Annotated in this window: 21 protein-coding genes; 9 read left to right on the forward strand and 12 right to left on the reverse strand. The window is 68.3% G+C overall.

Annotated features, from left to right (window positions below):
* Window positions 1–20: 20 nt before the first annotated feature.
* Window positions 21–923, forward strand: a complete 903-nt coding sequence (locus tag AX750_RS20295) for a LysR family transcriptional regulator (protein WP_066722133.1) — start codon at window positions 21–23, stop codon at window positions 921–923.
* A gap of 120 nt (window positions 924–1,043) precedes the next feature.
* On the opposite strand, the gene AX750_RS20300 is transcribed toward AX750_RS20295, so the two are convergent.
* Entirely contained in the window at window positions 1,044–2,048 is a 1,005-nt protein-coding gene (locus tag AX750_RS20300) for an alpha/beta hydrolase (protein ID WP_066722131.1), read from the reverse strand.
* A gap of 165 nt (window positions 2,049–2,213) precedes the next feature.
* Here AX750_RS20300 and AX750_RS20305 point away from each other — a divergent pair, with 165 nt between their 5' ends.
* On the forward strand, window positions 2,214–2,657 hold the full coding sequence (locus AX750_RS20305) for a MarR family transcriptional regulator (protein WP_082735190.1): 444 nt from the start codon (window positions 2,214–2,216) through the stop codon (window positions 2,655–2,657).
* A 91-nt stretch (window positions 2,658–2,748) separates the two neighbouring features.
* On the opposite strand, the gene ettA is transcribed toward AX750_RS20305, so the two are convergent.
* The gene (gene ettA, locus AX750_RS20310) at window positions 2,749–4,401 is read right to left on the reverse strand and encodes an energy-dependent translational throttle protein EttA (protein WP_066722127.1); all 1,653 of its coding nucleotides are present in this window, start codon (window positions 4,399–4,401) and stop codon (window positions 2,749–2,751) included.
* 671 nt (window positions 4,402–5,072) lie between these two features.
* Here ettA and AX750_RS20315 point away from each other — a divergent pair.
* The 3 genes from AX750_RS20315 (at window position 5,073) to AX750_RS20325 (ending at window position 9,998) form a co-directional block, all read left to right on the forward strand.
* A complete protein-coding gene (locus AX750_RS20315) occupies window positions 5,073–7,901 on the forward strand; it encodes a P-loop NTPase fold protein (protein WP_066722125.1) in 2,829 nt (942 codons plus the stop codon).
* 184 nt (window positions 7,902–8,085) lie between these two features.
* Window positions 8,086–9,051, forward strand: coding sequence for a tripartite tricarboxylate transporter substrate binding protein (locus AX750_RS20320; RefSeq protein WP_066722123.1), 966 nt, complete (start codon window positions 8,086–8,088; stop codon window positions 9,049–9,051).
* A gap of 110 nt (window positions 9,052–9,161) precedes the next feature.
* Window positions 9,162–9,998 carry an MBL fold metallo-hydrolase gene (locus tag AX750_RS20325; RefSeq protein WP_066722122.1) on the forward strand — a complete coding sequence of 279 codons (837 nt, stop codon included), beginning with the start codon at window positions 9,162–9,164 and terminating at the stop codon, window positions 9,996–9,998.
* Between the two features lie 10 nt (window positions 9,999–10,008).
* Here the strand turns inward: AX750_RS20325 and AX750_RS20330 are convergent, their stop codons facing one another.
* Together AX750_RS20330 and AX750_RS20335 are read right to left on the reverse strand one after the other, a co-directional pair.
* Window positions 10,009–11,817 carry a monovalent cation:proton antiporter-2 (CPA2) family protein gene (locus AX750_RS20330; RefSeq protein WP_066722120.1) on the reverse strand — a complete coding sequence of 603 codons (1,809 nt, stop codon included), beginning with the start codon at window positions 11,815–11,817 and terminating at the stop codon, window positions 10,009–10,011.
* An 87-nt stretch (window positions 11,818–11,904) separates the two neighbouring features.
* Window positions 11,905–12,918, reverse strand: a complete 1,014-nt coding sequence (locus AX750_RS20335; RefSeq protein WP_066722118.1) for an aldo/keto reductase — start codon at window positions 12,916–12,918, stop codon at window positions 11,905–11,907.
* 212 nt (window positions 12,919–13,130) lie between these two features.
* Here AX750_RS20335 and AX750_RS20340 point away from each other — a divergent pair, with 212 nt between their 5' ends.
* Genes AX750_RS20340 through mog form a run of 4 tightly spaced genes read left to right on the forward strand, consistent with a single transcriptional unit; the run spans window position 13,131 to window position 16,753 of the window.
* The gene (locus tag AX750_RS20340) at window positions 13,131–14,720 is read left to right on the forward strand and encodes a flagellar hook-length control protein FliK (RefSeq protein WP_066722116.1); all 1,590 of its coding nucleotides are present in this window, start codon (window positions 13,131–13,133) and stop codon (window positions 14,718–14,720) included.
* Window positions 14,717–15,010, forward strand: coding sequence for an EscU/YscU/HrcU family type III secretion system export apparatus switch protein (locus tag AX750_RS20345; protein ID WP_066722114.1), 294 nt, complete (start codon window positions 14,717–14,719; stop codon window positions 15,008–15,010). The genes AX750_RS20340 and AX750_RS20345 overlap by 4 nt, the downstream gene beginning before the upstream one ends.
* Window positions 15,007–16,158 carry a GNAT family N-acetyltransferase gene (locus tag AX750_RS20350; protein WP_066722112.1) on the forward strand — a complete coding sequence of 384 codons (1,152 nt, stop codon included), beginning with the start codon at window positions 15,007–15,009 and terminating at the stop codon, window positions 16,156–16,158. The genes AX750_RS20345 and AX750_RS20350 overlap by 4 nt, the downstream gene beginning before the upstream one ends.
* Window positions 16,159–16,207: 49 nt before the next feature.
* On the forward strand, window positions 16,208–16,753 hold the full coding sequence (mog, locus tag AX750_RS20355) for a molybdopterin adenylyltransferase (RefSeq protein WP_066722110.1): 546 nt from the start codon (window positions 16,208–16,210) through the stop codon (window positions 16,751–16,753).
* Between the two features lie 21 nt (window positions 16,754–16,774).
* Here mog and AX750_RS20360 read toward each other — a convergent pair whose 3' ends face one another.
* The 8 genes from AX750_RS20360 to AX750_RS20395 all read right to left on the reverse strand — a co-directional run bounded on the left by AX750_RS20360 (window position 16,775) and on the right by AX750_RS20395 (window position 24,065).
* On the reverse strand, window positions 16,775–17,416 hold the full coding sequence (locus tag AX750_RS20360; RefSeq protein ID WP_066722108.1) for a flavin reductase family protein: 642 nt from the start codon (window positions 17,414–17,416) through the stop codon (window positions 16,775–16,777).
* A 4-nt stretch (window positions 17,417–17,420) separates the two neighbouring features.
* Window positions 17,421–18,350 carry an N-carbamoyl-D-amino-acid hydrolase gene (locus AX750_RS20365; protein WP_066722106.1) on the reverse strand — a complete coding sequence of 310 codons (930 nt, stop codon included), beginning with the start codon at window positions 18,348–18,350 and terminating at the stop codon, window positions 17,421–17,423.
* Window positions 18,351–18,453: 103 nt separating this feature from the next.
* Window positions 18,454–19,023 (reverse strand): glutathione peroxidase, encoded by a 570-nt coding sequence (locus tag AX750_RS20370; protein ID WP_066722104.1) that lies wholly within the window; start codon window positions 19,021–19,023, stop codon window positions 18,454–18,456.
* Between the two features lie 170 nt (window positions 19,024–19,193).
* Window positions 19,194–19,583 (reverse strand): response regulator, encoded by a 390-nt coding sequence (locus tag AX750_RS20375; protein ID WP_066722099.1) that lies wholly within the window; start codon window positions 19,581–19,583, stop codon window positions 19,194–19,196.
* Window positions 19,584–19,593: 10 nt separating this feature from the next.
* A complete protein-coding gene (cheB, locus tag AX750_RS20380) occupies window positions 19,594–20,685 on the reverse strand; it encodes a chemotaxis-specific protein-glutamate methyltransferase CheB (RefSeq protein WP_066722097.1) in 1,092 nt (363 codons plus the stop codon).
* Window positions 20,685–21,278, reverse strand: a complete 594-nt coding sequence (locus tag AX750_RS20385; RefSeq protein WP_066722095.1) for a hypothetical protein — start codon at window positions 21,276–21,278, stop codon at window positions 20,685–20,687. The genes cheB and AX750_RS20385 overlap by 1 nt, the downstream gene beginning before the upstream one ends.
* Window positions 21,275–22,138, reverse strand: coding sequence for a protein-glutamate O-methyltransferase CheR (locus AX750_RS20390; RefSeq protein WP_066722093.1), 864 nt, complete (start codon window positions 22,136–22,138; stop codon window positions 21,275–21,277). The genes AX750_RS20385 and AX750_RS20390 overlap by 4 nt, the downstream gene beginning before the upstream one ends.
* Before the next feature lie 4 nt (window positions 22,139–22,142).
* Complete coding sequence (locus tag AX750_RS20395) at window positions 22,143–24,065, reverse strand: methyl-accepting chemotaxis protein (RefSeq protein ID WP_066722091.1); 1,923 nt, start codon at window positions 24,063–24,065, stop codon at window positions 22,143–22,145.
* Window positions 24,066–24,117 lie beyond the last annotated feature (52 nt).

The raw sequence follows: 24,117 nt of genomic DNA on the forward strand, positions 1-24,117 counted from the left end.
CGCAGTGATTATCTTCCAGTATGAATATCGACATTCGCCAGATGCGGGCCTTCCTAGCGGTCGCAGCCACGGGAAGCTTCACCCGCGCGGCCGACCGGCTCGCCCTCTCGCAGCCGGCGCTGACGGTTCAGATCCGCAAGCTCGAACAGGCACTCGCGCTGCGCATCTTCGACCGCAACACCCGCAGCGTTGCGCTGACGCGGGCGGGGCGGGACCTCCTCCCGGTCTTCGAACGGCTCGTTCGCGAACTCGACGGCATCGTCAGCGACAGCCGGGCCCAGGCCAGTCTCAGTCGAGGCGTGGTCCGGCTCGCCGTGCTGCCGTCGATTGCCTCGGGACTCCTGCCGGACATCATCGCGCGCTTCCGCCGTGCCCATCCGGACGTTCTCTTCGTGATCCGCGACGCCATCGCCGCCACGGTGAACGCCGCGACGCAAGCCGAGGAGGTCGATCTCGGCATCACGGGCGGCAGCCTGGACCTTCAGGACCTCGAAGCGCTGCTGACGACGACCGACCACATGCACGCCGTCTTTCCCCAAGGCCACGCACTGGAGCGTGAGGGCGAGGTGTCGCTGGCGGATCTGGCCGCTCACCCGCTGATCCTGATGGACAGCGCCACGAGCGTACGACAGGTCGTTGATCAGGCCTTCTCGGCCGCGGGGCTGCGCATCGAGGTGGCGGCTGAGGCGACCTATATGAGCACAGCCGCTGCGCTGGCGAGCGCCGGCCTCGGTGTGGCGATCCTGCCCGGCTCGGCGATGGAGGTCAGAGCCGTGCCTGCTTTGCGCTCCCGACGCATCGGCTCTCCCGCCTTCGCCCGACGGATCACCGTCATCCGCCGCGCCGGCCGGACCCTCCCGCCGGCCAGTGCGCTGTTCCTGCGGGAATTGCAGCAAGCCCTGGCGCCACCGCCGGAGACGTAAAGCCCGCAGCTTGGGTTCGAACCCGCGCGGCGATGTCGGGCGCTGCGGGCGAGGCAATTAACGCGAAAACGGCTGCGGGGGCGCACCGCGCCCCCGCTTCCATCATTGGCTCTGGGCGGCTCAGGCCTTCAGGAAGGCGAGCATGTCCTGGTTCAGACGGTCCTTGTGGGTCTCGGAGAGGCCGTGCGGGGCGCCCTCATAGACCTTCAGGGTAGCGCTCGGCAGCAGGCGCTTGACGGCGCGCGCGGTCGTCTCGATCGGGACGATCTGGTCGTCGTCGCCATGGACGATCAGCGTCGGCCGGTTGACCTTCTTCAGATCCGCGACGAAATCGGTCTCCGAGAACGCCTTGATCGAGTCATAGGTGTTCTTGAAGCCGGCCTGCATGCCCTGCGCATACCAGGCCTCGATCGCACCCGCGCTCGCCTTGGCGCCGGGGCGGTTGTAGCCGAAGAAGGGACCCGACGCGATGTCGCGGAAGAGCTGGCCACGGTCGGCGAGGAAGCCCTTGCGGATGCCGTCGAAGACCTCCAGCGGCACGCCGTCCGGGTTCGAGGGCGTGCGCAGCATGATCGGCGTCACCGCGGCGATGAAGCCGACCCTGGCGAGCCGCTTGGTGCCGTGGCGGCCGACATAGCGCGCCACTTCGCCGCCGCCGGTCGAGAAGCCGAAGGCCGACACGTTCTTCAGATCGAGGGCCTCGATCACCTCCGCCAGATCGTCGGCATAGTGGTCCATGTCGTTGCCGTCCCAGACCTGGCTGGAGCGGCCATGGCCGCGCCGGTCATGGCTGATGACGCGGAAACCGTTACTGGCGAGGAAGAAGGCCTGGTTCTCCCAGCTGTCGGAGGAGAGCGGCCAGCCATGGCTCAGCGTCACCACCGGACCATCCTTGGGACCCCAGTCCTTGAAGTAGAGGCGCAAGCCCTCGCGGGTGATGACATGGTCGCCATCGACGACCGGCTTGGCCGGGCGGGCCGGCGCCTTCGCGGCAGGGCGCGTCTGAGCGGCAGCTTCGCCGGTCGGCAGCGACGCGGCGGTGGCCGTGGCGGCAGCCAGGGCGATGCCGGTCAGCAGGTCGCGGCGGGCGGGAGCGTTGGCGGCGGTTTCGTTGGCGTTCGACATGATCTCGTCTCCTTCTGGTTCAGGTGGCCCGGCGGAGAACCGTCGGCCGATCTTCAGTCGCTATCGATTAGATCGTGAGCGATTGAATAAGAGCGAGCACTGTCGCTGTCAATCCCTTGCGATTGGATCGTGTGCGATTATTTTAGGCCGGACGAGGAGATGCTGATGACCGCCCCCGCCCCGCCATCCGATCCGAAGCTCGACGATTTCCTGTGTTTCGCACTTTATTCCGCCAGCCACGCCTTCAACCGGCTCTACAAGCCGCTGCTGGACGAACTCGGCCTGACCTACCCGCAATATCTCGTCATGGTGACGCTCTGGGAGCGCGACGACCGCACCGTGGGCGAGATCGGCGAACGGCTCTTCCTCGAATCCAACACGCTGACGCCGCTGCTGAAGCGCATGGAGACGGCGGGGCTCGTCTCGCGCAGCCGCGACCCGGCCGACGAGCGCCAGGTCCGCCTGCGGCTGACGGCGAGCGGCAAGGCCCTGCTGGACAAGGCCCGCAGCGTGCCGCCCTGCGTCCAGGAAGCCACGGGGCTGACGGCGGAGGAGGCCCGCAGCCTCACCGACCAGATCGCCGCCCTGCGGACGGCGCTGTCACGCTAGGCGCTCGGCTTTGGCAGCGCTGGCGCTGCCCAGAAACAGAAGAAGCCCCGCGGCACGCTCGATGCCGCGGGGCTTCTTGGTGAAGAGCGCCTCAGCGCGAGAACTTCTTGTACTGGATGCGCTTGGGGATCGTGGAGTCGATGCCGAGGCGACGCTTCTTGTCTTCTTCGTAATCGGCGAAGTTGCCCTCGAACCACTCGACATGGCTGTCGCCCTCGAAAGCGAGGATATGGGTCGCGATACGGTCGAGGAACCAGCGATCGTGGCTGATGATCACGGCGCAGCCGGCGTAATCCTCCAGCGCCTCTTCCAGCGCCCGCAGCGTGTCGACGTCGAGGTCGTTGGTCGGCTCGTCGAGCAGCAGGACGTTGGAGCCGGCCTTCAGCATCTTGGCCAGATGGACGCGGTTCCGTTCGCCGCCCGAGAGCGAGCCGACCTTCTTCTGCTGGTCGCCGCCCTTGAAGTTGAAGGCCGAGCAATAGGCGCGGGAATTGATTTCCTTCTTGCCGAGATAGATCACGTCGTTGCCGCCCGAGATCTCCTCCCAGACGTTCTTCTTGTCGTCGAGCGAGTCGCGGCTTTGGTCGACATAGCCGAGCGTGACGCTCTCGCCGATCTTGATCGTGCCGGAATCCGGCTTGTCCTGCCCAGTGATCATCCGGAACAGCGTGGTCTTGCCGGCGCCGTTGGGGCCGATCACGCCGACGATTCCGCCCGGCGGCAGCTTGAAGGTCAGCCCGTCGATCAGCAACTTGTCCTGGAAGCCCTTCGAGATGTTCTCGAAATCGACGACGTTGTTGCCCAGCCGCTCGGCGATCGGGATGATGATCTGCGCCGTGTCGGGGCCCTTGTTGTTGGCCTTCTGGACGAGCTCGTCATAGCGCTGGATGCGCGCCTTGCTCTTGGCCTGGCGGGCCTTGGGCGAGGCCGAGATCCACTCCTGCTCGCGCTCGAGCATCTTCTGGCGCGAGGCGTCCTCCCGGTTCTCCTGGGCGAGGCGCTTCTGCTTCTGCACAGACCAGGCCGAGTAGTTGCCCTCATAGGGAATGCCCTGGCCACGATCGAGCTCGAGGATCCAGCTCGTGACGTTGTCGAGGAAGTAGCGATCGTGGGTCACGATCAGGATCGCGCCCGGATAGGTCCGCAGATGGCCTTCCAGCCAGGCAGTCGTCTCGGCGTCGAGATGGTTGGTCGGCTCGTCGAGCAGCAGCAATTCCGGCTGCTCCAGCAGCAGCTTGCAGAGCGCGACGCGGCGGCGCTCGCCGCCCGAGAGCTTGGAAACGGCCCAGTCGTCCGGCGGGCAGCGCAGCGCGTCCATCGCCTGGTCGACCTTGGAGTCGAGATCCCACAGCCCCTTGGCCTCGATCTCGTCCTGCAGCGCCGTCATCTCGTCGGCGGTCTCGTCGGAATAGTTCATCGCCAGCTCGTTGTAGCGGTCGAGCACGGCCTTCTGCGGCGCGACGCCGAGCATGACGTTCTCGCGCACGGTCAGCGCCTCGTCGAGCTTCGGCTCCTGCGGCAGGTAGCCGACACGCGCGCCCTCGGCGACCCAGGCCTCGCCGGTCCACTCCTTGTCATAGCCCGCCATGATCTTGAGCAGGGTCGACTTGCCCGCGCCGTTGACGCCGAGCACGCCGATCTTGGCATCCGGATAGAAGGAGAGGTGGATGTCCTTGAGAACCTGCTTGCCGCCCGGATAGGTCTTCGACAGGCCGCGCATATGGTAGATGAACTGGCGGGACATGGGCGTGCGGGCTCCGCTGCGGGCGTGGGCTTCGGACTTTCGGGAATCTGGCCGCTAGATAGGCGACGGGGCCGGCGAAGGCAACGGGCGGCGCACGCCGGACAAATACAACCATTGCTTGCATAATTGGTTGACGCCTATCACAATGTGCGTGGCGGGGACCATTCACAACGACTGACTGCCGCCGTTTGCCGCAGGAGCAGGCGATGGAATTGACGGGTCGGGCCAAGGCATCGAGGCGCTCATCGTCCCGCAAGGGCGCATCCCAGCCGACGCCTCAGACTTCCACGCCGCCCTTGGACGTCTCCTCCCTATCATCCTCGAACGCGACCTCGTCCTTTTCGACGCCCTTTCGATCCGACCAGATCCCTCCACCCGATACGGGAGCGGACCATCGGCCGCCCCGGCCCGAGCCACAGCCGGCATCAATCCCGGACGCATCCGCCCCGCCTGATCCCGACGACCGGCCTCAGCCTTCAAGCCCCCGGCGGCGGGCGGATCAGGCCGCCGGAGAGTCATCCACATCGGCGCCGTCACCGGATCTCGCGGCTCCGATCTCTCTGACCGAGGCGCTCCGTCTCGCTCATTCCGACGCCGCCCGCGAAATCCTGCGAGCGGCGGGAGATCGGGCCATCCGCCGCGACGGCGAAGATGCCGCCACCATCGGCGTGATGCTGATCCTGCAGGCGGCCGTCGCGGTGGGCGTGACGCAGCCGCCCGGCACATGGTCCGCACCGCGGTGGCTCGTCGACTTCGCGGAGGCGCAGGGTGTTCGCGCCGAAACGATCGCGTCCTACGGCACCACCACAAGGCTGGCCTCGCCCCATCGCGGCATCATGCTGCGGGAGGCGGCTTCACGCGCGATCCGGATGGCGGTGGAGCTGGCGAAAGCGACGGTCGGCCGGTCGCGCTTCGATGCGCGCCATCTGATCGTAGCCGCCCTCGATTCTCCGGATCGGGCCGTTGTCCGCGAGATGCGCAAGGAGGCTCTCGCGATCGGGCTCGATCTGTTGGCCCTTCGCGAAAGCCTGATCGAGCGCATCCTCGAGACGCCCGAGATCGGGGAGAATGTCGAGATCTGGTCGCGCTTCCTGAAGACGCCGGGCACAGCCTGGGCAGCGCTCGGCGCGCTTGTGCCCGAAGGAGCGAAACCAGACGCCTATCCGGGTTTCGACGCCGATCGCGCGTCGACCAGCGACGCGGACCCGCTCGGCATCGGGCCCGACGTGTCCGCCTTCGCCCGGCTGATCTGTGTCGAAGAGGCGACGACGCCCCTTTCCATCGGGCTGTTCGGGGAATGGGGCTCGGGCAAATCGAGCTTCATGGAGCGATTGCAGCGCGAGATCGGCCAGCTGACCGCCAACGAGCGCGCGGCACGGCTCAGACGGGCGAGCGATCCCGCCTATGGGGAAGCGGGTGCGCAGCCCGGGACACGCTTCGTCGAGAACGTCGTCCAGATCCGCTTCAACGCCTGGCACTATGCCGATGCCAATCTCTGGGCCAGCCTGACGGCGGAGTTCTTCGATCAACTGCGAGCGGGGGGCTCGGAGCGGCAGGGACGCAATCTCCACGCGCGGCTCGTCGAGCGGGTCAATGCCCATGTCCACAATCTGGCGAGCACCCTGACCGCGACGCGCGAAGCGCTGAACGAAAGCGAACGCACGCTCATCGATGCGCAAAAAGCCCGCGACAGGGCTGTCGCGGCCGTGCCGGCCGGGCAGCGCGACGCTCTCTCGCAGACCCTGATTGATGCGATCGGCAGCGCCTATGAAAAGCACAAATCCGATCTGGCCGAGCTCGGGCGGCGCGCCTATCAGGACGATCCCTCGAAGGGCATCGACGATTTCGTCGGCGTCGCCCGGGACGTGCAGACCATCGGCGGCCAGTTGAAGACGATCGCAGCGGTCGTGATGGCGCGGGGCTGGCGTGTTGCCCTGATGCTGGTGGCCCTGGCTTTTATGGCCGCCGCAATTGCGGGCTGGGCAACGACCGACAAGGCGGATGCGACGAGCTGGCTGACCCGGTTCGGCTTCTGGGGCTGGGTCGGGGCCGTGGCCTCGGTCTCGGGCGCGGTGCTGCCGGCGATCCGGATCGTCGCAGGGATTGCAAGGAGCACCGCCGATTTCGCCGGAAAGCTCGACAGCCTGACGAAGGACAGATTGAAGGAGCTTCTCGCGCGGGAAACGGAACTGAAGCAGGCCGCGGCCGAAGCCAGGGCGCGCCGCGACGCCATGGAGCGCGCGCAACAGGCCCTGACCCGCTATGTCGATGCCGATGGGGCCACCAGCCCGCCGCGCCTCCTGCACTACATCATCGAGGACGACCCCGAGACCAAGGCGGTGGGCGCGCAGATCGGCCTGATCAGCCGCGCCAGACGTCTGTTCCACTCCGTCGAGGAAGTGGTCAAGGAAGAGCGCCGGAAGCGCCGGGCCGGAGAGGCGAATGACGGCGCGGTTCCCGATCGCATCGTGCTCTACATCGACGATCTCGACCGCTGCACCCATGCGCAGGTCTACGACGTGCTGCAGGCGATCCACCTGCTGCTCGCCTTCCAGCTCTTCGTCGTGATTGTCGGTGTCGATGTGCGCTGGGTCGAGGAGGCGGTCGCCCGCCAGTTCGTCATCCCGATCGAGGATCTTCCAGATAGCGCTACGGCGGAGGAGCGGGAGAAGGCCCGGCAGCGGGCCGAGATGGCCCGCCGCAAACGAGCGATCGACTATCTCGAGAAGATCTTCCAGCTGCCGTTCTGGCTCCGCCCCCTCGCGACCGAGGGCGAAAATGCGAGCTACGCGGCCTATGTGCGTGGCCTGCTCGAGGCCAACCGCGAAGCAGTCGGCCCCACGCCATCGACGGGAGGCGCAACCAGGCGCCCGAAGCGCGAGGCGGAGCCCGAGGACGAGCCAGACGCCGAACCGGTGGCTGATCTGTTTGCCGACATGAAGGACTTCAGCGACAGTTCCGATGCGGAAGCACTCGACCTGGCGCTCGCCACCGTGAAGCTGACCCAGGCCGAGATCGACTTCCTCGCCAGCCCAGAAATCGGTGCACTTGCCGCCAAAAGCCCTCGTGCCGTCAAGCGGATGATCAATGTCTACAGGATCGTCCGGGCGCGGCTGGAGGAGACAGAGCTGGCCGCCTTCCTCGGCGCCGCCGACGAGCCTCCGAGCTGGCCGATCGCTGCCCTGCTGGCGGCTGTTGAGTGCGGGCAGCCCGTGGAGGTGGCGGATGATCTGTACGCTGGCCTGAAGGGCGTCGAACCCGAGCGAACCCTGGCCGAGATTGCGGATCATGACGCCGAACCATTTGCACCCCTCGACGATGACGCGGTCGACGATCGTCGCCCTTATGAAGCCATCGATCGAATGAGGCGGGCATGCCCCGCCCTATGGGCAGTTAGCGAGAGTATCCGCGAGACGCGCGGGGGCAGGACCGCGACCTGCGGCGAGATGCTCGCCATGGCCCGGACCGTCCGCCGCTACTCTTTCAACCGCTATCACTGACGAGCCTTGGGAAGCGGCTGCGGTTCCATCGGCCTTCGATGAGCGGCACGGACGGGCTGCCATCACCGGGACGCCCGCAGCCTGAACACTGTATGCAGCATATCTTGATGGCCGGCCGCAAAGCAGTCTAATCTCCTGTCAGGACCAGCCGGACCAAGCCGGCGGCCATCCCTGGGGAGGGACCATGAAGATCATCGTCAAGGCTGCGCTCGGCGCGGCCGCCCTGCTCGCTGTCGCCGGCCCGTCCTGGGCCTTTCCGGATCGTCCGGTTCAGCTCATCGTGCCATGGGCCGCGGGCGGCGGCATGGACGCGGTCATGCGCATCTTCGCCGCCGGCTACGAGGCCGAGCTGAAGCAGCCGGTCAACGTCGTCAACCGCACCGGCGGCGGCGGGCTGACCGGCCACACCGCGATCGCCACCGCCACGCCTGACGGCTACACCGTCGGCGGCATCAGCCCCGAGATCTCCTTCTTCAAGACGCTCGGTCTCGGCGACATCACCATCGACAGCGTCGATTCCTTCTCGCGCGTCTCGCTCATTCCGGCCGGCGTGACGGTCAAGGCCGACAGCCCGATCAAGACGGCGGCCGATTACATCAAGGCAGTCAAGGAGAATCCCAAGGGCACCTTCATGGCCTCGGGCACCGGCGTCGGCGGCTCCTGGCACATCGCCTCGGGCGGCCTGCTCAAATCGGCGGGCATCGCGCCCGACGCCGTTCGCTGGGTGCCGAGCAATGGCGGCGCACCAGCCCTGCAGGACCTCGCCTCCGGCGGCATCAGCGTCTTCACCGGCTCGCCGATCGAGGCCAAGGCGATGCTCGATGCCGGCCGCGTCCGCACCATCCTGCTGATGACCGAAGAACGCCACCCGAACTTCCCGGATGTGCCGAGCGCCAAGGAGGCCGGGCTGGACTGGACCTATCAGAACTGGTTCGCGCTGGCCGCCCCGAAGGGAATCCCGGCCGACCGCCGCAAGATCCTGTTCGAGGCGGCCGAACGCACGATGCAACGCCCCGAGGTCCGCAAGGCGATGGCCGATCGCGGCATCACCCCCGTCTGGGACAAGCCCGGCGAGTTCGCCGCCTATGCCAAGACCTTCACCGAGCGTGGCAATGGCGTGCTGAAGGATCTCGGCCTCGCCAAGCAGTAACGACGGCGCCGCCGCGGCCTTTCACAAACGCGCCAGCGGCGGCCAACCTCCCTTTCCTTCGGCCCGGACCGTGCATCACACTGGCGGGGCCGAAGGTTGGGAGAGCGGCGATGCGGGGCTGGACGAGATCCTGGAGAACGGTTCGCAACGGGCTTCTCGCCCTGGCCGCGACGGTTCTGCTCCTGCCATCCCCCTCCCGCGCCCAGTCCGACGAGCCGGGCTGCCGACCGGAGATGGCCTCGCTCGGACTCCCCGTCCATCGGGCCAATCTGACGCTCGCCGCCCTCGGCAAGGACGAGGTGCGCATCACCTTCGTCGGCCACGCCACCTTCCTGATCGAGACGCCTGCCGGGGTGAAGATCGCGACCGACTACAACGACTATGTCCGGCCGCAGGTGACGCCCGACGTCGCCACGATGAACAAGGCCCATTCGACGCATTACTCGCGCAACCCCGATCCCGGCATCAAACAGGTGCTGCCGGGCTGGGACCCCACCGGCCGCGGCGCGGCGAAGCACGACGTGACCATGGCCGATCTGCGCGTTCGCAACGTGCCGACCAATATCCGCTCCTATTCCGGCTCGACCGATTTCGACGGCAACTCGATCTTCGTCTTCGAGATCGGCGAGCTCTGCATCGCCCATCTCGGCCATCTGCATCACCCGCTGGAACCCGGCCATCTGCGCGCGCTCGGCCGGGTCGACGTCGTGCTCTTCCCGGTCGACGGCAGCTACACCCTCGACCAGGAAGGCATGCTCGAGGTGCTGAAATCGCTGCAGGCGCGGGTGATGATCCCGATGCACTTCTTCGGCGGCAGCACGCTCAGCGGCTTCCTCGCCCGCTCTCAGGACAACTGGCCGATCGAGCGGCGCGATCAGCCGGTGATCACGGTGACGAAGGCGGGACTCCCGGCCCGGCCGACGATGATCGTGCTACCGGGGAACTGATCCCACCCTCTCAGATGTCGCCGAGATCGTCCGGGACGTTGCCGTGGATCTTGCCGGCGGTCTTCGGCTTGGTCAGCGGAGCCGGCACCGGCGCATTGCCACGGATCAGGCTGACGCCAGCATAGATGTCGCTGGCGACCTGAAGGTCGAGGCGCTCCGCATCGCGCCTGCGGACGTCCTCGGCGATCTCGGCCGCCTCCTGCTCCGGCACGCCCATGCCGAGCAGCACCGCCGTGCCGAAGGACATGGCCGATTCGAAGGTTTCGCGGATCTGGTACTCGACCCCGGCCCGGATCAGATCCATCGCATGACCGCGATCATAGGCGCGAACGAACAGTTTGGCGTGCGGGAACGCCTCCTGCGCCACGGCGACGATGCGGTTGCTGGTCTCCCGGTCATCGACGCAGACCAGGATCGCCTCGGCCCGCTCGGCCCCCGACGCATGCAGGATCTCGGGCCGCGTGCCGTCGCCGTAATGCACTTTGAAGCCGAAACCGGCCGCCGCCTGGATCAGTTCGACATCGACCTCGATGATCGAGACGCTGAAACCCCGCGCGAGCAGGGCCTGCGAGGCAACCTGACCGAAGCGGCCGAAACCGATGATCAGCGCGCGGCCATTGAGCCCGTCGGCGAGGTCGACGCCGTCGAGAGAGGTCTCCTCCGGCGGCAGAAAGCGGTCGAGCGCCAGCACCAGCAGCGGCGTCAGCGCCATCGAGAGGATGACCGTGGCGCTCGCCACCGCATTGGTCTGGGCATCGAAGATGCCGGCCGAGGCGGCGGCCGAGTAGAGCACGAAGGCGAACTCGCCGCCCTGCGAGAACAGCGCGACCCGCGTCACCGCCTCGCGCGTCCGCGAACCGGACACCTTGGCGACGATGAAGATGCCGAGTGCCTTGACGCTCATGAAGGCGATCACGGCAAAGCCGATCAGCATCCAGTTGCGGGCGATGACGCCGAGATCGAGCGACATGCCGACGGCCAGGAAGAACAACCCGAGCAGGATGCCGCGGAAAGGCTCGATATCGGCCTCGAGCTGATGCCGGAAGCTCGACTCCGAGAGCAGCACACCGGCGAGGAAGGCACCCATCGCCATGGAGAGCCCGCTGAGCTGCATCGTCAGCGCCGAGCCGAGCACGACCAGCAGCGCGGCGGCCGTCATCACCTCGCGCGCATGGGCGAGCGCCAGCAGACGGAACATCGGATTCAGCAGATAGCGCCCAGCGATGACGAGCCCGGCGACGGCGGCCGCCGCGATGCCGACCGAGAGCCAGCCATTGCTCTGCGCCGAGGAGGCCGGCGCCAACAGCGCCACCACCGCCAGCAACGGCACGATGGCGAGATCCTCCAGCAGCAGGATCGAGACCGCCTGCTGGCCCTGCGGCGTCGAACTTTCGCCGCGCTCGTTCAGCATCTGCATGACGACCGCGGTGGATGACAGGACGAAGCCCATTCCGGCAATGAAGGCGGCCGGCAGCGGCAGGCCATAGGCATAGCCGACGCCTGTCAACAAAGTGCCGCAGAGGACCACCTGCGACACGCCGAGGCCGAAAATCTCGCGCCGCAAGTTCCACAATCGTGAGGGCTGCATCTCGAGCCCGATGATGAAGAGGAACATCACCACGCCGAGTTCGGCGACGTGCAGCACGGATTCGGGGTTCGGAAACAGGCCCACGCCATAGGGGCCGATGGCGAGGCCGGCGGTGAAATAGCCCAGCACGGAGCCGAGCCCGAGCCGCCGGAACAGCGGCACGGCGACCACGCCGGCACCCAGCAGGCTCACCACCTTGATCAGATCGCCCGTGAGTCCTTCGGCCGCCATTCCGCACCTCCCGCCTGCGCCCTCAGCCGGCGCGACCGCGCTCAGTTAGGTGCGACACAGCGACAAGGCAAATGCCGGGCCGCCCGCTCACGCAGCCGTGCGCGTCGGCCGCCCCTCGATCGGGTAGGCGGGGTCGCTGTAGCCCGGCGTCGAGGGGTGGCCCGCCGGCACCAGACGGTCGATCAGCGCCTCGTCCTCGGGCGTGAAAGTGATGTCGAGCGCCGCCAGATAGGCCTGCCACTGCTCGAGCGTGCGCGGGCCGGCGATGGCGGCCGTCAGGAAGCGGTTGTTCAGCACCCAGCCCACTGCGAACTGGATCGTGGTCATGCCGCGCGCCTCGGCATGCTGCTTGATTGTCTGCGCGATCACGAGGCTTTCCTCGCGCCATTCCGTCTGCAGGATGCGCTTGTCGCCCCGCGCGGCGCGTGTGCCCTGCTGCGGCGCCTCGCCGGGGGCGTATTTGCCCGTCAGCACGCCCCGCGCCAGGGGCGAGTAGGACGCGACGCCGAGCCCGTAATAGCCGCAGGCCGGGAGGTGCTCGACCTCGGGCATGCGGTTCATCGCGTTGTAATAGGGTTGGCTGACGACCGGCCGGTCGATCCCGAGTTCGTCGCAAAGCCGGCAGATCTCGGCGACCCGCCAGGAGCGGTAGTTCGACACGCCGAAATGCCGGATCTTGCCCTGCCGCACGAGATCACCGATCGCGCGGACCGTTTCCGCCAGTGGCGTCGCATGATCTTCCTTGTGCAGATAGTAGATGTCGATGAAGTCGGTGCCGAGCCGGCGCAGGCTGTCGTCGCAGGCCTGGATCAGCCATTTGCGCGAAAGCCCGGCGCGGTTGGGGCCGGCACCCATCGGATTGGCGACCTTGGTCGCCAGCACCCAGTCGTGCCGCTGCGCGGCGATCGCCCGCCCGGTGATCTCCTCGGAGCGGCCGTCGCTGTAGGCGTCGGCCGTGTCGATGAAGTTGATGCCGGCCTCGCGGGCGTGATCGACGATGGCGCGGGAGGCGACCTCGTCGGTGGCGCCGCCGAACATCATCGTGCCCAGGCAGATCGGCGACACCTTGAGGCCGGACCGGCCGAGCTGGCGATATTCCATCGAAACGCTCCCTTCAGGCGATCGGCCCGCCGACGATCCGGGCCTGCGGGCAGCCTGCCCCAGCCCCGCCCCTCCCGCCAGCACGCTGCGTGCAGCCGCGCCCTGCAAGGCACGCGAGCGCAAGCCCGACGGCAGCGGAAGCCCCCGGCCAAGTGCAAGGAAATGCTTAACCTTTCGTGCCACGCTCGCGCTCGACCCGATGGCCGGAGCCGATGAACCTCGCCACCCTCGCCCAGAGCCAGTCGCTGGCCACGCTGCTGCAGGCGCTCGCGCCCGCCTCCGGCCTCGTCGCGGGTCGGACGGTGGAGGCGCGGCTGCTCGCGCTGGCGGGCGACGGCACGGCGACCGCCCAGCTCGGCCAGGAGACCTTCTCGCTCGTCCTCTCCGGCCCGGTCGCCAGGCAGGCCACTCTGCAGCCCGGTGCGACGCTCGTCCTGAGGTTCGACCCGGCGCCGCCGAACGGCCGCACCCCTGCCGCCCTGCAGGCGACGCTGGTGGAGGTCCGTCCGCCTCCCGCCGCCGGCCCGCAAAGCGCTCCGACAGCCCTTCCGGCCGTCCATGGCGAGACGCAGTCAGGAGCGCCCCCTTCTCTCTCCGCGCCCTCGCCCGCCCCGCAGCCGGCCCCCGGCACATCGCAGGCACCGCCGAGCCTGAGCGTGCCCGCATCCGGCAGTAACCAGCCTGCAACCGCAGCGGCGACACTTGCGGGCCCTGCGGCTTCGGTTGCACCCCAAGGCCTGTCCGCTCGATCCGCTCCCGTGGCGGCGACCACGGCGTCGCCCCTCGCCGACCCACCTGCAACACTGCAGGCCGCATCTCCTCGTGCCCAGGCCGGGCCGCTGCTCGGCCCGGCGCTGGCGGGCCAGGACAGCCTCGCGCCGCTTCTCGCCAATATGCGCGCCTTGTCCGCCGGCAACGTCGCCCTTGCCTTGCCACGCCCGGTCCTGACCCTGGTCGAGCGCGTCCTCGCGCAGGCGCTGCCGATCGATCGCCGCCCCGTCACGGCGCCGGCGCTGAAGGCCGCGGTTCAGGGCTCGGGCCTCTTTCTCGAGGCGCGGCAGGCGCAGGGCCGTCCCCCGCCGCCACAGGGCGACCTCAAGACCAATCTCCAGACTCTGCGCGACAGTCTCGCTCCGCTGGTGCAGGCGCTGTCACCGCCCGAGACCGCACTCCCTGCCAAGACGGGCAGGGCGCTGCCGGCCGATCTCCTGCCCGTGCCGACGGGCGAGCCCCCGGCAAAGCCGCCGCCACCGCGCCGCGACGGCCCGCTCATCCCGCCTCCGCTCGCCGAAGCGAGCCTCGGCGGGGGCGACACGCCCCTGAACGTCGTCCGCACGCTGCTGGAGCAGACCGAGTCGGCGCTGGATCGGATCACCCTGTCCCAATACGCCTCGCTGCCCGCGGAAGGGCCGCGCGCCGAGGCTGCGCAGCCGCAGCGCTGGCTGACCGAACTGCCGGTCGCGCTTCAGCAGGGCACAACGATGCTGCCACTCCAGATCGAGAGGGAGCCGCCGCGCCGGGAGACGGACGCTGCCGCAGGACCGCTCTGGCGGGTCCGCTTCGCGCTCGATGTCGAGCCGCTCGGGCCGCTCCAGGGCATCGTCACGCTGCAGGGCCGCAGCGTCGGCATCACGCTCTGGGCCGAGCGCGAGGATACCAGCCGCGTGCTGCGCGGCGCCGCGCCTGGGCTTGAGGCCGCGCTCGTCGAGGCGCGCTTCGAGAACCGCGCCATCGACATCCACACCGGCCAGCCACGGATCGCCCAGCCCACCGCCGGGCAGTTTCTGGATCGCCTGTCATGACGATACCCCCCCGCCCGCGGATCGCGGTGGCTCTCGAATATGACGGCGAGAGCGCGCCGCGCGTCACGGCCAAGGGCCGAGGCGAGCTGGCCGAGCGCATCGTCGAGACCGGGCGCGCCCATGGCGTCGCGGTGGAGGAAAATGCGGTTCTGGCCCAGGCGCTTTCGGCGGTCGAACTCGACGACCAGATCCCGGAAGAGCTTTACCGGGCCACGGCGCAGGTCATCGCCTTCGTGCTCTCGCTGCGTGGCGAACTCGGCCGGCCCCGGCGCGAGGGCGGCTCGGTTTGACCTCCGGCATCGTCGTCAGGCGCATCGGCGCGGCCGATTATCCCGCCTATGCGGCGGCCTTCGCCGCGTTGGCCGCCCGCTCGCGCGAACCCAACCCGCATATGTCGCCGGCGGCGATCGCGGCCGCCCGCGTCGTCGTGCCGGAGGACCGCATCGTCATTCTCGCGGCCTGGCTCAGCGAGGCGCTGGGCTCCGAGCGACTGACCGGCCTTTGGGTGCTGCGCCGCCAGCGCGACTGGCGCACCGGCTTCGCCCCCGCTCTGACGGCACCGCTGCTGCCGCTCTACGAGGTCTCATCCCTCCCCGTCCTCGACGCCGACCATGGCGAGGACGCCATGCAGGCGATGCTGCGGCATGTCCTGGCGGCGACCGACCTGCCCCGGACCCTGGCCCTGCCATTGCTGCCGCTGCAAGGCTTCGGCTTCGCGGCCTTGCAGGAGGCCTGCCGCGTCACGGGCAGCCGCCTCTCGACCAGCGAGCGCTGGCAGCGCCCGATGATGCTGCCGCAAGCCGGCGACGACGCCGAGCGCTATCTGCGCCGGGCTCTGGGCCAGAGCTACAAGAAGCGAATGCAGCAGTACCGCGCTGTCGGGAAACACGGCGTGCTGGCCTTCCGACGGCTGCGCGGTGTGGAGGCGCGCGAGGCGCTGCCGCAGTTTCTGGCGCTGGAGGCCGCAGGCTGGAAGGGCGCAGCCGGAACGGCAATCGCGAGGCTGCCGCAGGCGCAGGCCTATTTCGACAGCCTGGCCGCGCAGTTCGCCGCCACCGACGCACTCCAGCTCGACATACTGCTGCTCGACGGGCAGCCGCTGGCGATGGGCCTTCTGATCGAGAGTGCCGGCACCCGGCATTTCCTGAAGATCGCCTATGACGAGACGCAGGCGCGCCATTCCCCCGGACGGGCCCTGACGATCGCGATGCTGCAGGCGGATTTCGCCGGCACGCCGCCCGCCGTCTTCGACAGCGGTGCGGGCGACGGGGTCGATGCCGGCACCTATGTCTGGGGCGAGCGCCGGGAGATGGGCAATGCCCTGATCCGGCTGGGCGAGCCAGAGCCGGGCCTGCCGGAGGGTGCAGCCCGCCTGCGCCAGGGCTTGCGCGCGCTTCGCACTCAGCTGCAGCGGAAGCGGGCGAAAACGGTAGCGTGAGGCATCGCGATCGGCCACATCTGCGCCCGACAGCAGTGGAGGGCAGGACATGGACGTCGGCATAAGAATCGGCATCGTCACGGTTTCGGACCGCGCCTCGGCCGGGATCTACAAGGACGAGGGTGGCCCCGCCATCCGGGCCTATTTCGAGAAGGCGCTGACCTCGCCCTGGGCGCCGGTCGCCCGCGTTATCCCCGACGACCGCGCCCTGATCGCGCAGACCCTGATCGAGCTGGCGGACAGCGAGGGCTGCTGCCTGATCGTCACCACCGGCGGGACCGGCCCTGCCCCGCGCGACGTCACGCCGGAAGCGACCGAGGATGTCGTCGAGAAGCCGATGCCCGGCTTCGGCGAATTGATGCGGCAGGTCAGTCTCGCCAAGGTGCCGACCGCGATCCTCTCGCGGCAGACCGCCGGCATTCGCGGCCGCAGCCTGATCGTCAATCTCCCCGGCCGTCCGCGCGCCATCGCGGAATGCCTCGATGCGGTCATGCCGGCGATCCCCTACTGCATCGACCTGATCGAGGGCCCCTACCTGGAGACCGACCCGGCGGTGATCGTCGCCTTCCGGCCGGGTCAGAAACCGAAAGCCTGACAGCCTCCCGCGAAGACGGGCTCAACCCTGGCGCTGCGCCAGCCACTCCGCATAGGTGCCGCGCGTCAGGTCGAAGCGGTCGTTCTGGCGCGCATAGCCGTCGCCGAACATCCGCCCGACGGGCTTGTAATCGTCCAGGCTGACGCGCAGCGTCGCGGGATCGACGAGGCCGTCGCGGGCATGGATGCGGACGACCTCGCCGATCAGCATCTCGCGCGTCGGCGAGAACACCAGCGACATCGTCTTGCGGCATTCGAGCGCGAAGGGCGCTTCCGCGATATGCGGCACGCCGACCGAGACGCCGGGCTTCAGCGACAGACCCGCCGCATCGATCTCGCTGATCTCGGGCGGGAAATCGACCGCGCAGATGTTCATCGCCTCGGCCATCCCCTCATCGACGAGGTTGACGACGAATTCCCCCGCCCCGGCGATGTTGCGGGTCGTGTCTTTCGGATTGTTGCCCGGCCGGTGCTGCAGCCCGAGCACGATCAGCGCCGGGTCCTCCGAGAAGACGTTGAAGAAGCTGAAGGGCGCGGCATTCACCACGCCGTCCGGCGACAGACTGGTGACGAGCGCGATCGGGCGCGGCGTCACGCTGGCGCAGAGCAGCTTGTAGCGATCGCGCGGGGCGAGTTCGGAAAAGGCGACGGTGAAGGCGCTCATCGGTTCACTCCGGCTCGACCACGCCGACCTGGCCGGTGATCGGCCCGTAATGCTCGATCCGCCGGTGCATCTTGAAGTCGAAGATCGTCTGCTTGCCGAAGCGGGTATCGTCGAGATCGCAGGCGTGGACGATCACCCCGTCGGCCTCGCCTTCCAGCTCGGCGACGATCTCGCCGTCGGGGTTCACGATCAGCGTGCCCCCCATCAGATGGTGGCCGTCCTCGCTGCCGGCCTTGGCGACCGCCACGACCCAGCAGGAATTCTGGTAGGCGCCCGCCTGCACCGACAGGCGATGGTGGAACAGGCGCTGCGCCATCCCCTCCTTCGCCTTGTGGCCGTTGACCGAGGGCGTGTTGAAGCCGAGGACGATCATCTCGACGCCCTGCAGCCCCATCACGCGATAGGTCTCGGGCCAGCGCCGGTCGTTGCAGATGCACATGCCCATCAGTCCGCCCATAGTCCGCCAGACCGGGAAGCCGAGATCGCCGGGCTCGAAATAGCGCTTCTCGAGATGCTGATGCGCCCGCGTCGGATCGTACTCGACATGGCCCGGCAGATGGATCTTGCGGTACTTGCCGACGATGGTGCCGCTCTTGTCGACCAGGATCGAGCTGTTGAAATGCCGTCCTTCGGGCGTCAGCTCGGCATAGCCGAAGCTCATGCCCATGCCATGCGCGCGAGCGCGGTCGAACAGCGGTTGTACCGCCGGGTTGGGCATCGCCGCCTCGAACCAGGCATCGGCCTCGGCACGGTCCTCATGGTACCAGCGCGGGAAGAAGGTCGTCAGCGCGAGTTCCGGATAGACGATGAGGTCAGCGCCCTTGGCCTTCGCCTCGTCCATCAGCGCGAGCATGCGCGCCACGACCTGCTCCCGCGTCTCGGCCTTCTGGATCGGCCCGAGCTGGGCGGCGGCGACGGTCACGATGCGGGACATGGAAAACCTCGGCGGCAGGCGGGGGCGACGACGCGGCTTAGCGAAATCGGTGCCAGCCGCCTATCCCGCTCCCATGTCCGCCGCGCTCGTCCCGTCTGCGTCGTCAGCCTGCCTGGAGCTCCTGGCCGATCGCGCGCACCAGCTGCGGCCCGATCGGATCGGTGATCGAGGAATAGCCGCCGAGCAGCTCGCCGGAGCGGCCGATCAGGTATTTGTGGAAGTTCCAGCGCGGCGTTTCGCTCGGGCGCTGGGCCGCGGCCCAGCGATAGAAGGGATGGGCGTCGGGCCCCCTCACCACGCTCTTCTCGGCGAAGGCATAGGTCGCCCCGTGAGTCTGGCGGGCGGCCTCGGCAATGGCGGCACCCTCCAACGGCTCCTGCCCGCCGAAATCATTGCTCGGCACGGCGATCAGCATCAGGCCGCGGGCGCGATAGCGCTGCCAGAGCTGTTCCAGCGAGGCGAACTGCCCGGCGAAGCCGCAATTCGTCGCGGTGTTGACGATCAGCACCGGTCGGCCACGGTAATCCGCCAGCGGCATCCGGCCGCCGCCGGCGCGCGTGAAGGTGAAGGAGGAGGCCGTGGTTGTCGCCTGGGCCGCGACGCCGCCCGCCGTTGCCGGCAGGGCACAAGCTCCCGCCAGCCACCCCAGAACCTCTCGACGCCGCAAGGTCATGACATGATCCCTCCTGGCTGGCGGGCGGCATTACACCACCCGGCGTTGCAGATCATGCCCTATACGTCGCCCGGTCCAAAACGGATGTGCCCCGCGACCTTTCGGCCCGGGGCACGTTTCGTCTCGTTCGCAGACGAGCGGACGAAGCCGGAAGAACCGGCCGGCGCCGCTCAGTTGCTCAGCGACAGCACCTTCTTCACGCGGACCTCGAGGTCACGCAACTCATAGGGCTTCACCACGTAATGGTCGGCGCCGTTTGAGGTCGCCTCGTCCATCTTGTCGACCGAGCGCTCCGAGGTCGCCATGATGATCTTGATCTGGTTCAGCTCCGGCACGGAGCGGATGGCGCGCAGCAGATCGATGCCGCTCATGCCGTCCATGTTCCAGTCGAGCAGAAGCAGATCATAGCGCTTCGTCTGCATCTTCATCAGCGCTTCGCGCGCGTTCTCGGCCTCGTCGATGTCCTGAAACTCGATCTGCTTCAGGAAGTACGTCGCGAGGCCGCGCATGCTCTTCTGGTCGTCGACCACGAGGATCCTGTACTCGCTTCTCGCCTTCATCACGATCTCCTTACGCGGACCGCAGATGCGACCGCTCGCCGAGCAGGTTGCTCACCGCGGCCCCGATCTGGTCGAGGGCCACAACCCGGTCGGCGGCACCGATCTCGAACGCCGCTTTCGGCATCCCGTTTACCACACAGGTTTCCCCACTTTGGATTAACGTCTCCGCGCCCGATTTGCGCATGGCTAACAAACCATCAGCGCCGTCTCGGCCCATGCCCGTCAGCAGGATGCCGATCGCATGCTGGCCGATGCTGCGCGCGACCGAGTGGAACATCACGTCGACCGAGGGCGAATGCCCGCTGACCAGCGGCCCCTCGCGCAGGGCGCAGACGAACTCGCCGCGCCGCTCCTCGATCTCGAGATGGCGCGGCCCGCCGGGCGCGACCACCGCCATGCCGGGCTTCAGCCGGTCCCCGTCGCTCGCTTCGCGCACGTCGAGCCCCGTGGCCGTGGCCAGGCGCGCGGCGAACTTCGCCGTATAGCCCGGCGGCATGTGCTGGACGACCGCGATCGGCAGGCGCAGATGCGCAAGATCGCGCATCACCACCTGCACCGCCGGCACGCCCCCGGTCGAGGCGCCGATGGCGATGAAGGAGGCCTTGCCCCCTGCCCTTACCGGCTCGCGCGGCGCCGCTACCCGGGCGGGCGCGCTCTCGCGCCGCGAGGCGAACATGCGGCGGCTGGCCGAGGCGCGCTGGAGCGCGCCCACCAGATGCTTCATGAAGCCCTCGAGCGTGTGCGTCGTGCCGTCCGGCTTCTCGATGAAGTCGATCGCGCCGAGTTCGAGCGCCTGAATCGTGTTGTCGGCGCCGGGCCCGCCGAAAGCCGAGACGATCAGCACCGGCAGCGGATCCTGCTTGAGCACGCGCGCCAGCAGCTTGAGGCCGTGCCGGCCGGGCAGCTCGAGATCGAGCGTCACGACGTCGGGACGAAGCTCCTGGATCTTGTCCCAGCCCTCTTCGGCACTGCCGGCGATGCCGATCACCTTGAAGCCGGGCGCGCCGTCGATGATCTGCGTCATCAGCTTCTGCATCAGGACGGAATCGTCCACGACCAGAACCTTGACCGGACTGCCGGCGGAAGGGGTCATGCCCGTCATCACCAGACCTCCACTTCACCCGCCACGGGCTGCGTCTTGAGCCGGTTGAGATACGCGACTTCCTGCTGGTGCTCAGGATCACGCGCCGTCGACTGGACGTGCTGGACCCAGGCCCGCCCCGTCGAGGGCTGGTAGTGGATGCGCCGCGAGCGCGTCCCGCCGACATCCTTCGAGACGACCGGGATGCCCTCGCGATTGAGGAACTCGGTCACGAAGGCGATGTTGCCGTCGCCGATCGCCAGCATCGTCGCTCCGGAGAGAACGCGGGCACCGCCGAAGACCTTGGCCTCCAGATTGCCTCGCCTGGCGCCGCGCTTCAACAGCCCGTTGATCAGGACCTCCATCGCCGTGTCGCCATAGCGCTCGCCGGCGCTGGCGTCGGAGGCGCCGTTGTTCTTCGGCAGCAGGAAGTGGTTGAGGCCACCCACCCCGGCCTGCGGATCGCGCATGCAGACCGAGACGCAGGAACCCAGCACCGTCGCCACGATCTCGTCCTTGGCGGCGGTGATTTCATGCTCGCCCGGCGCGACCGTGATGATGGTCGCCTCGAAGCGCGGATCGAAATAGCGGCGGGAGGAACGCGCGACGCTCATGGCAGTCTCTCATAGATCGTGCGGCCGATCAGCCGGAGTTGAGGGTGGGGCTGGGGCAGCGATTCGGAATGGCCGAGATAGAGAAACCCGCCCGGCGCGAGCAGCGTGACGAAGCGATCGAGGATGGAGGCCTTGGTCTGCGTGTCGAAATAAATGAAGACGTTGCGGCAGAAGATCACGTCGAAGGGGCCGCTCATCGGCCAGCGTTCGATCAGGTTCAGCCGCTTGAACGCGATCATCCGGCGCAGATCCTCGCTGATGCGCGCCTCGCCGCGGCTGGAGTTCTCCAGCTTGAGCAGCGGCTTCACATCGGAGGGCAGCCGGTCGAACTGGTCCGGCGAATAGACCGCGGCCTCGGCCTTGGCCAGGATGTCGGTGTCGATGTCAGTCGCCAGGATCTTGAAGTCGACATCGCTGCGGTTGCCGAGCACGTCGCGCGAGACCGCGGCGATGCTGTAGGGCTCCTCGCCGGAGGACGCCGCCGAGCACCAGATCCGGATGCGGCCCCGACGTCCGCTGCGCTCCTGCACCAGCCGCGGCAGCACATCCTTGCGCAGATGGTCGAAATGGTGCCGCTCGCGGAAGAACGAGGTGTGGTTGGTCGTGACCGCGTTGATCAGCTCCGGGATTTCATCCGCCGCCTGCGGCGTCTTCAGATAGGCACAGTATTCCGCGACGGAGTGTAGGCCGAGCGCCTTGACGCGCCGGGCGAGGCGCCCGCGTGTCATCGCCTCCTTGTGCTCGCGGATGACGATGCCCGCATGCTCGTAGACGAGCTTGGAGATGAAGCCCATGTCGTCGCGCGTCAGCGTGACGTCGGTCAGTTGCGGTTGAGCCAGCGCGGCACTGGATCTCGACATGGAACTAGAACTCCGCCCAGTCATCGGCGCGTCCGCCGCCGGCGACACGCCGGCGTGGCTCCTGCCAGGTTTTCGTCGCCGGCTCCTGCCGGCGCGTTTCGTGTGTTTTCGCGGCCGGTCGGACCGGCGCCGCCGGCCTCGCCACCCGCGGCGTCTCCACCGGAGCCCGCGCAGCGACGGCCACGGGCTGCGGCACCGGCGCGCCGTCCGCGCGGAAGAACGAAACCAGACGCCGCAGCGTCGCGATCTCGCTCATCAGCTCGGTCGCCGAGGTGGCGCTCTGCTCGGCCAAGGCCGAATTCTGCTGCGTCGTCTCGTCCATCTGGGCGACGGCGCGGCTCATCTCCTCGATGCCGTGGGCCTGCTCGGCCGCGGCCTGCGAGATCTCGACGATCGTGGCCGAGACCTTGCCGGTCGCCGTGACGATCCGCTCCAGCGCCTCGCCGGTCGAGCGCACGAAGCGAACGCCCTCCCCGACCTGTTCGTTCGAGCTGACGATCAGCCCCTTGATGTCCTTGGCGGCCTGGCCCGAACGCTGGGCGAGTGCTCGCACCTCCGAGGCGACCACCGCGAAGCCGCGCCCGGCATCGCCCGCGCGGGCAGCCTCGACAGCCGCGTTGAGCGCCAGCAGATTGGTCTGGAAGGCGATGTCGTCGATCACCGAGACGATCTCGGAGATCCGCTCCGAGGAGCTCTCGATCCGCTCGATCGCGCCCACGGCCTGGGACACGACGTCCTTGCCGTCCTGCGCGACGCCCATCGCCTCGTTGGCGAGGTCGGTCGCCTCGCGCGAGCGCCCGGCGCTGTGCTTCACCGACGCGGCGAGCTGCTCGGTGGTGGCGGCGGTTTCCTCGAGATTGGCGGCGGTCTGCTCGGTCCGCTCCGCGAGGTCGCCGGCACCGCTGTCGATCTCGGCAGCCGCGCGGGCGACATGGCCGGCCGTGCCCTGGATCGTGGCGACGGTTTCTTCGAGATGCGCCAAAGCGGCATTCAGGTCCGATTTCAGCTCGGCGAGGCGGCCGCGATAGTTGCCGTTCATGCGACGGGTCAGATCGCCCTCCGCCAGTCCGCCGACGACGGCGGCAAACTCGCCGACCGCGCTTTCGACCACGGCGTTGATCTCGTTCATGCCCTCTGCGATGCGCTGCAAGGCGTCGGACTTCCCCGCGAGCGGCACCCGGCGCGAGAAATCGCCTTCAACCGCCGCTGCAACGATCTCGGCCACTTCCGCAGCGGCGGTCAGCTCATCGGTTGTCTCGTCCCATTCGACGGCGGTGCCGAGGCGGTGCCCATCGGCCCGGTTCACCGGCGTCAGCGACAGCGACACCGTGCGGCGCCCGAGCGTGAAGCGGATCGGCGGCTGCGTCCCGGTCTGGAATCCCGCGCGCGCCTGCACGCTCTCCATCACGCGGCCGAGCATGTCCTTCGCCGAACAGCCCGGAAAGGCGAGGCGGAAATCCTCCTGCGCCTCGCCGAAGAAGCGCAACAGCGCGGCGTTAACGTAGACGACGCGGCCTTCGCCATCGCAAACCATCATGCTGGTGCGGCAGCCGTCGAGCGCGGCGCGCAGACGGGCGGATTCATCTCCCGCATCCTGAAGCGCCTGCAGCTGGCGGGCGAGATCGCCGATGGCGTCGGCTCGGTCGAGATAGGGAGCTGGAACGTTTTCACCGGCGGCGCTGCGCAGAACGGCCTCGCGCAAGCTCCGGATCGGATGGTGTATACGACGGGAAACGGCCCAGCTGGACGCAACGATAGCGCCGAGCCCAGCAACGCCGAGCCCGATCAGCGAAACGGCGTCGAGATGGCCGAGGGCAGCCTGATAACCGAGACCCCCGGCCGCGCCGCCGGCCAGGAGCGCGGCGGCGGCGACGAGGAGCGGGGTCTCGAAACCCGTTCGCGTGGATGGACCGAGGGCGCTGCCCATTGATTCTGTCGTTTCTTGTTCGGCCCGCGCTTCCTGCAACGCCACTCCTCGG

It is taken from the genome of Methylobacterium sp. CCH7-A2, assembly GCF_001557075.1.
Taxonomy (GTDB): domain Bacteria; phylum Pseudomonadota; class Alphaproteobacteria; order Rhizobiales; family Beijerinckiaceae; genus Allobosea; species Allobosea massiliensis.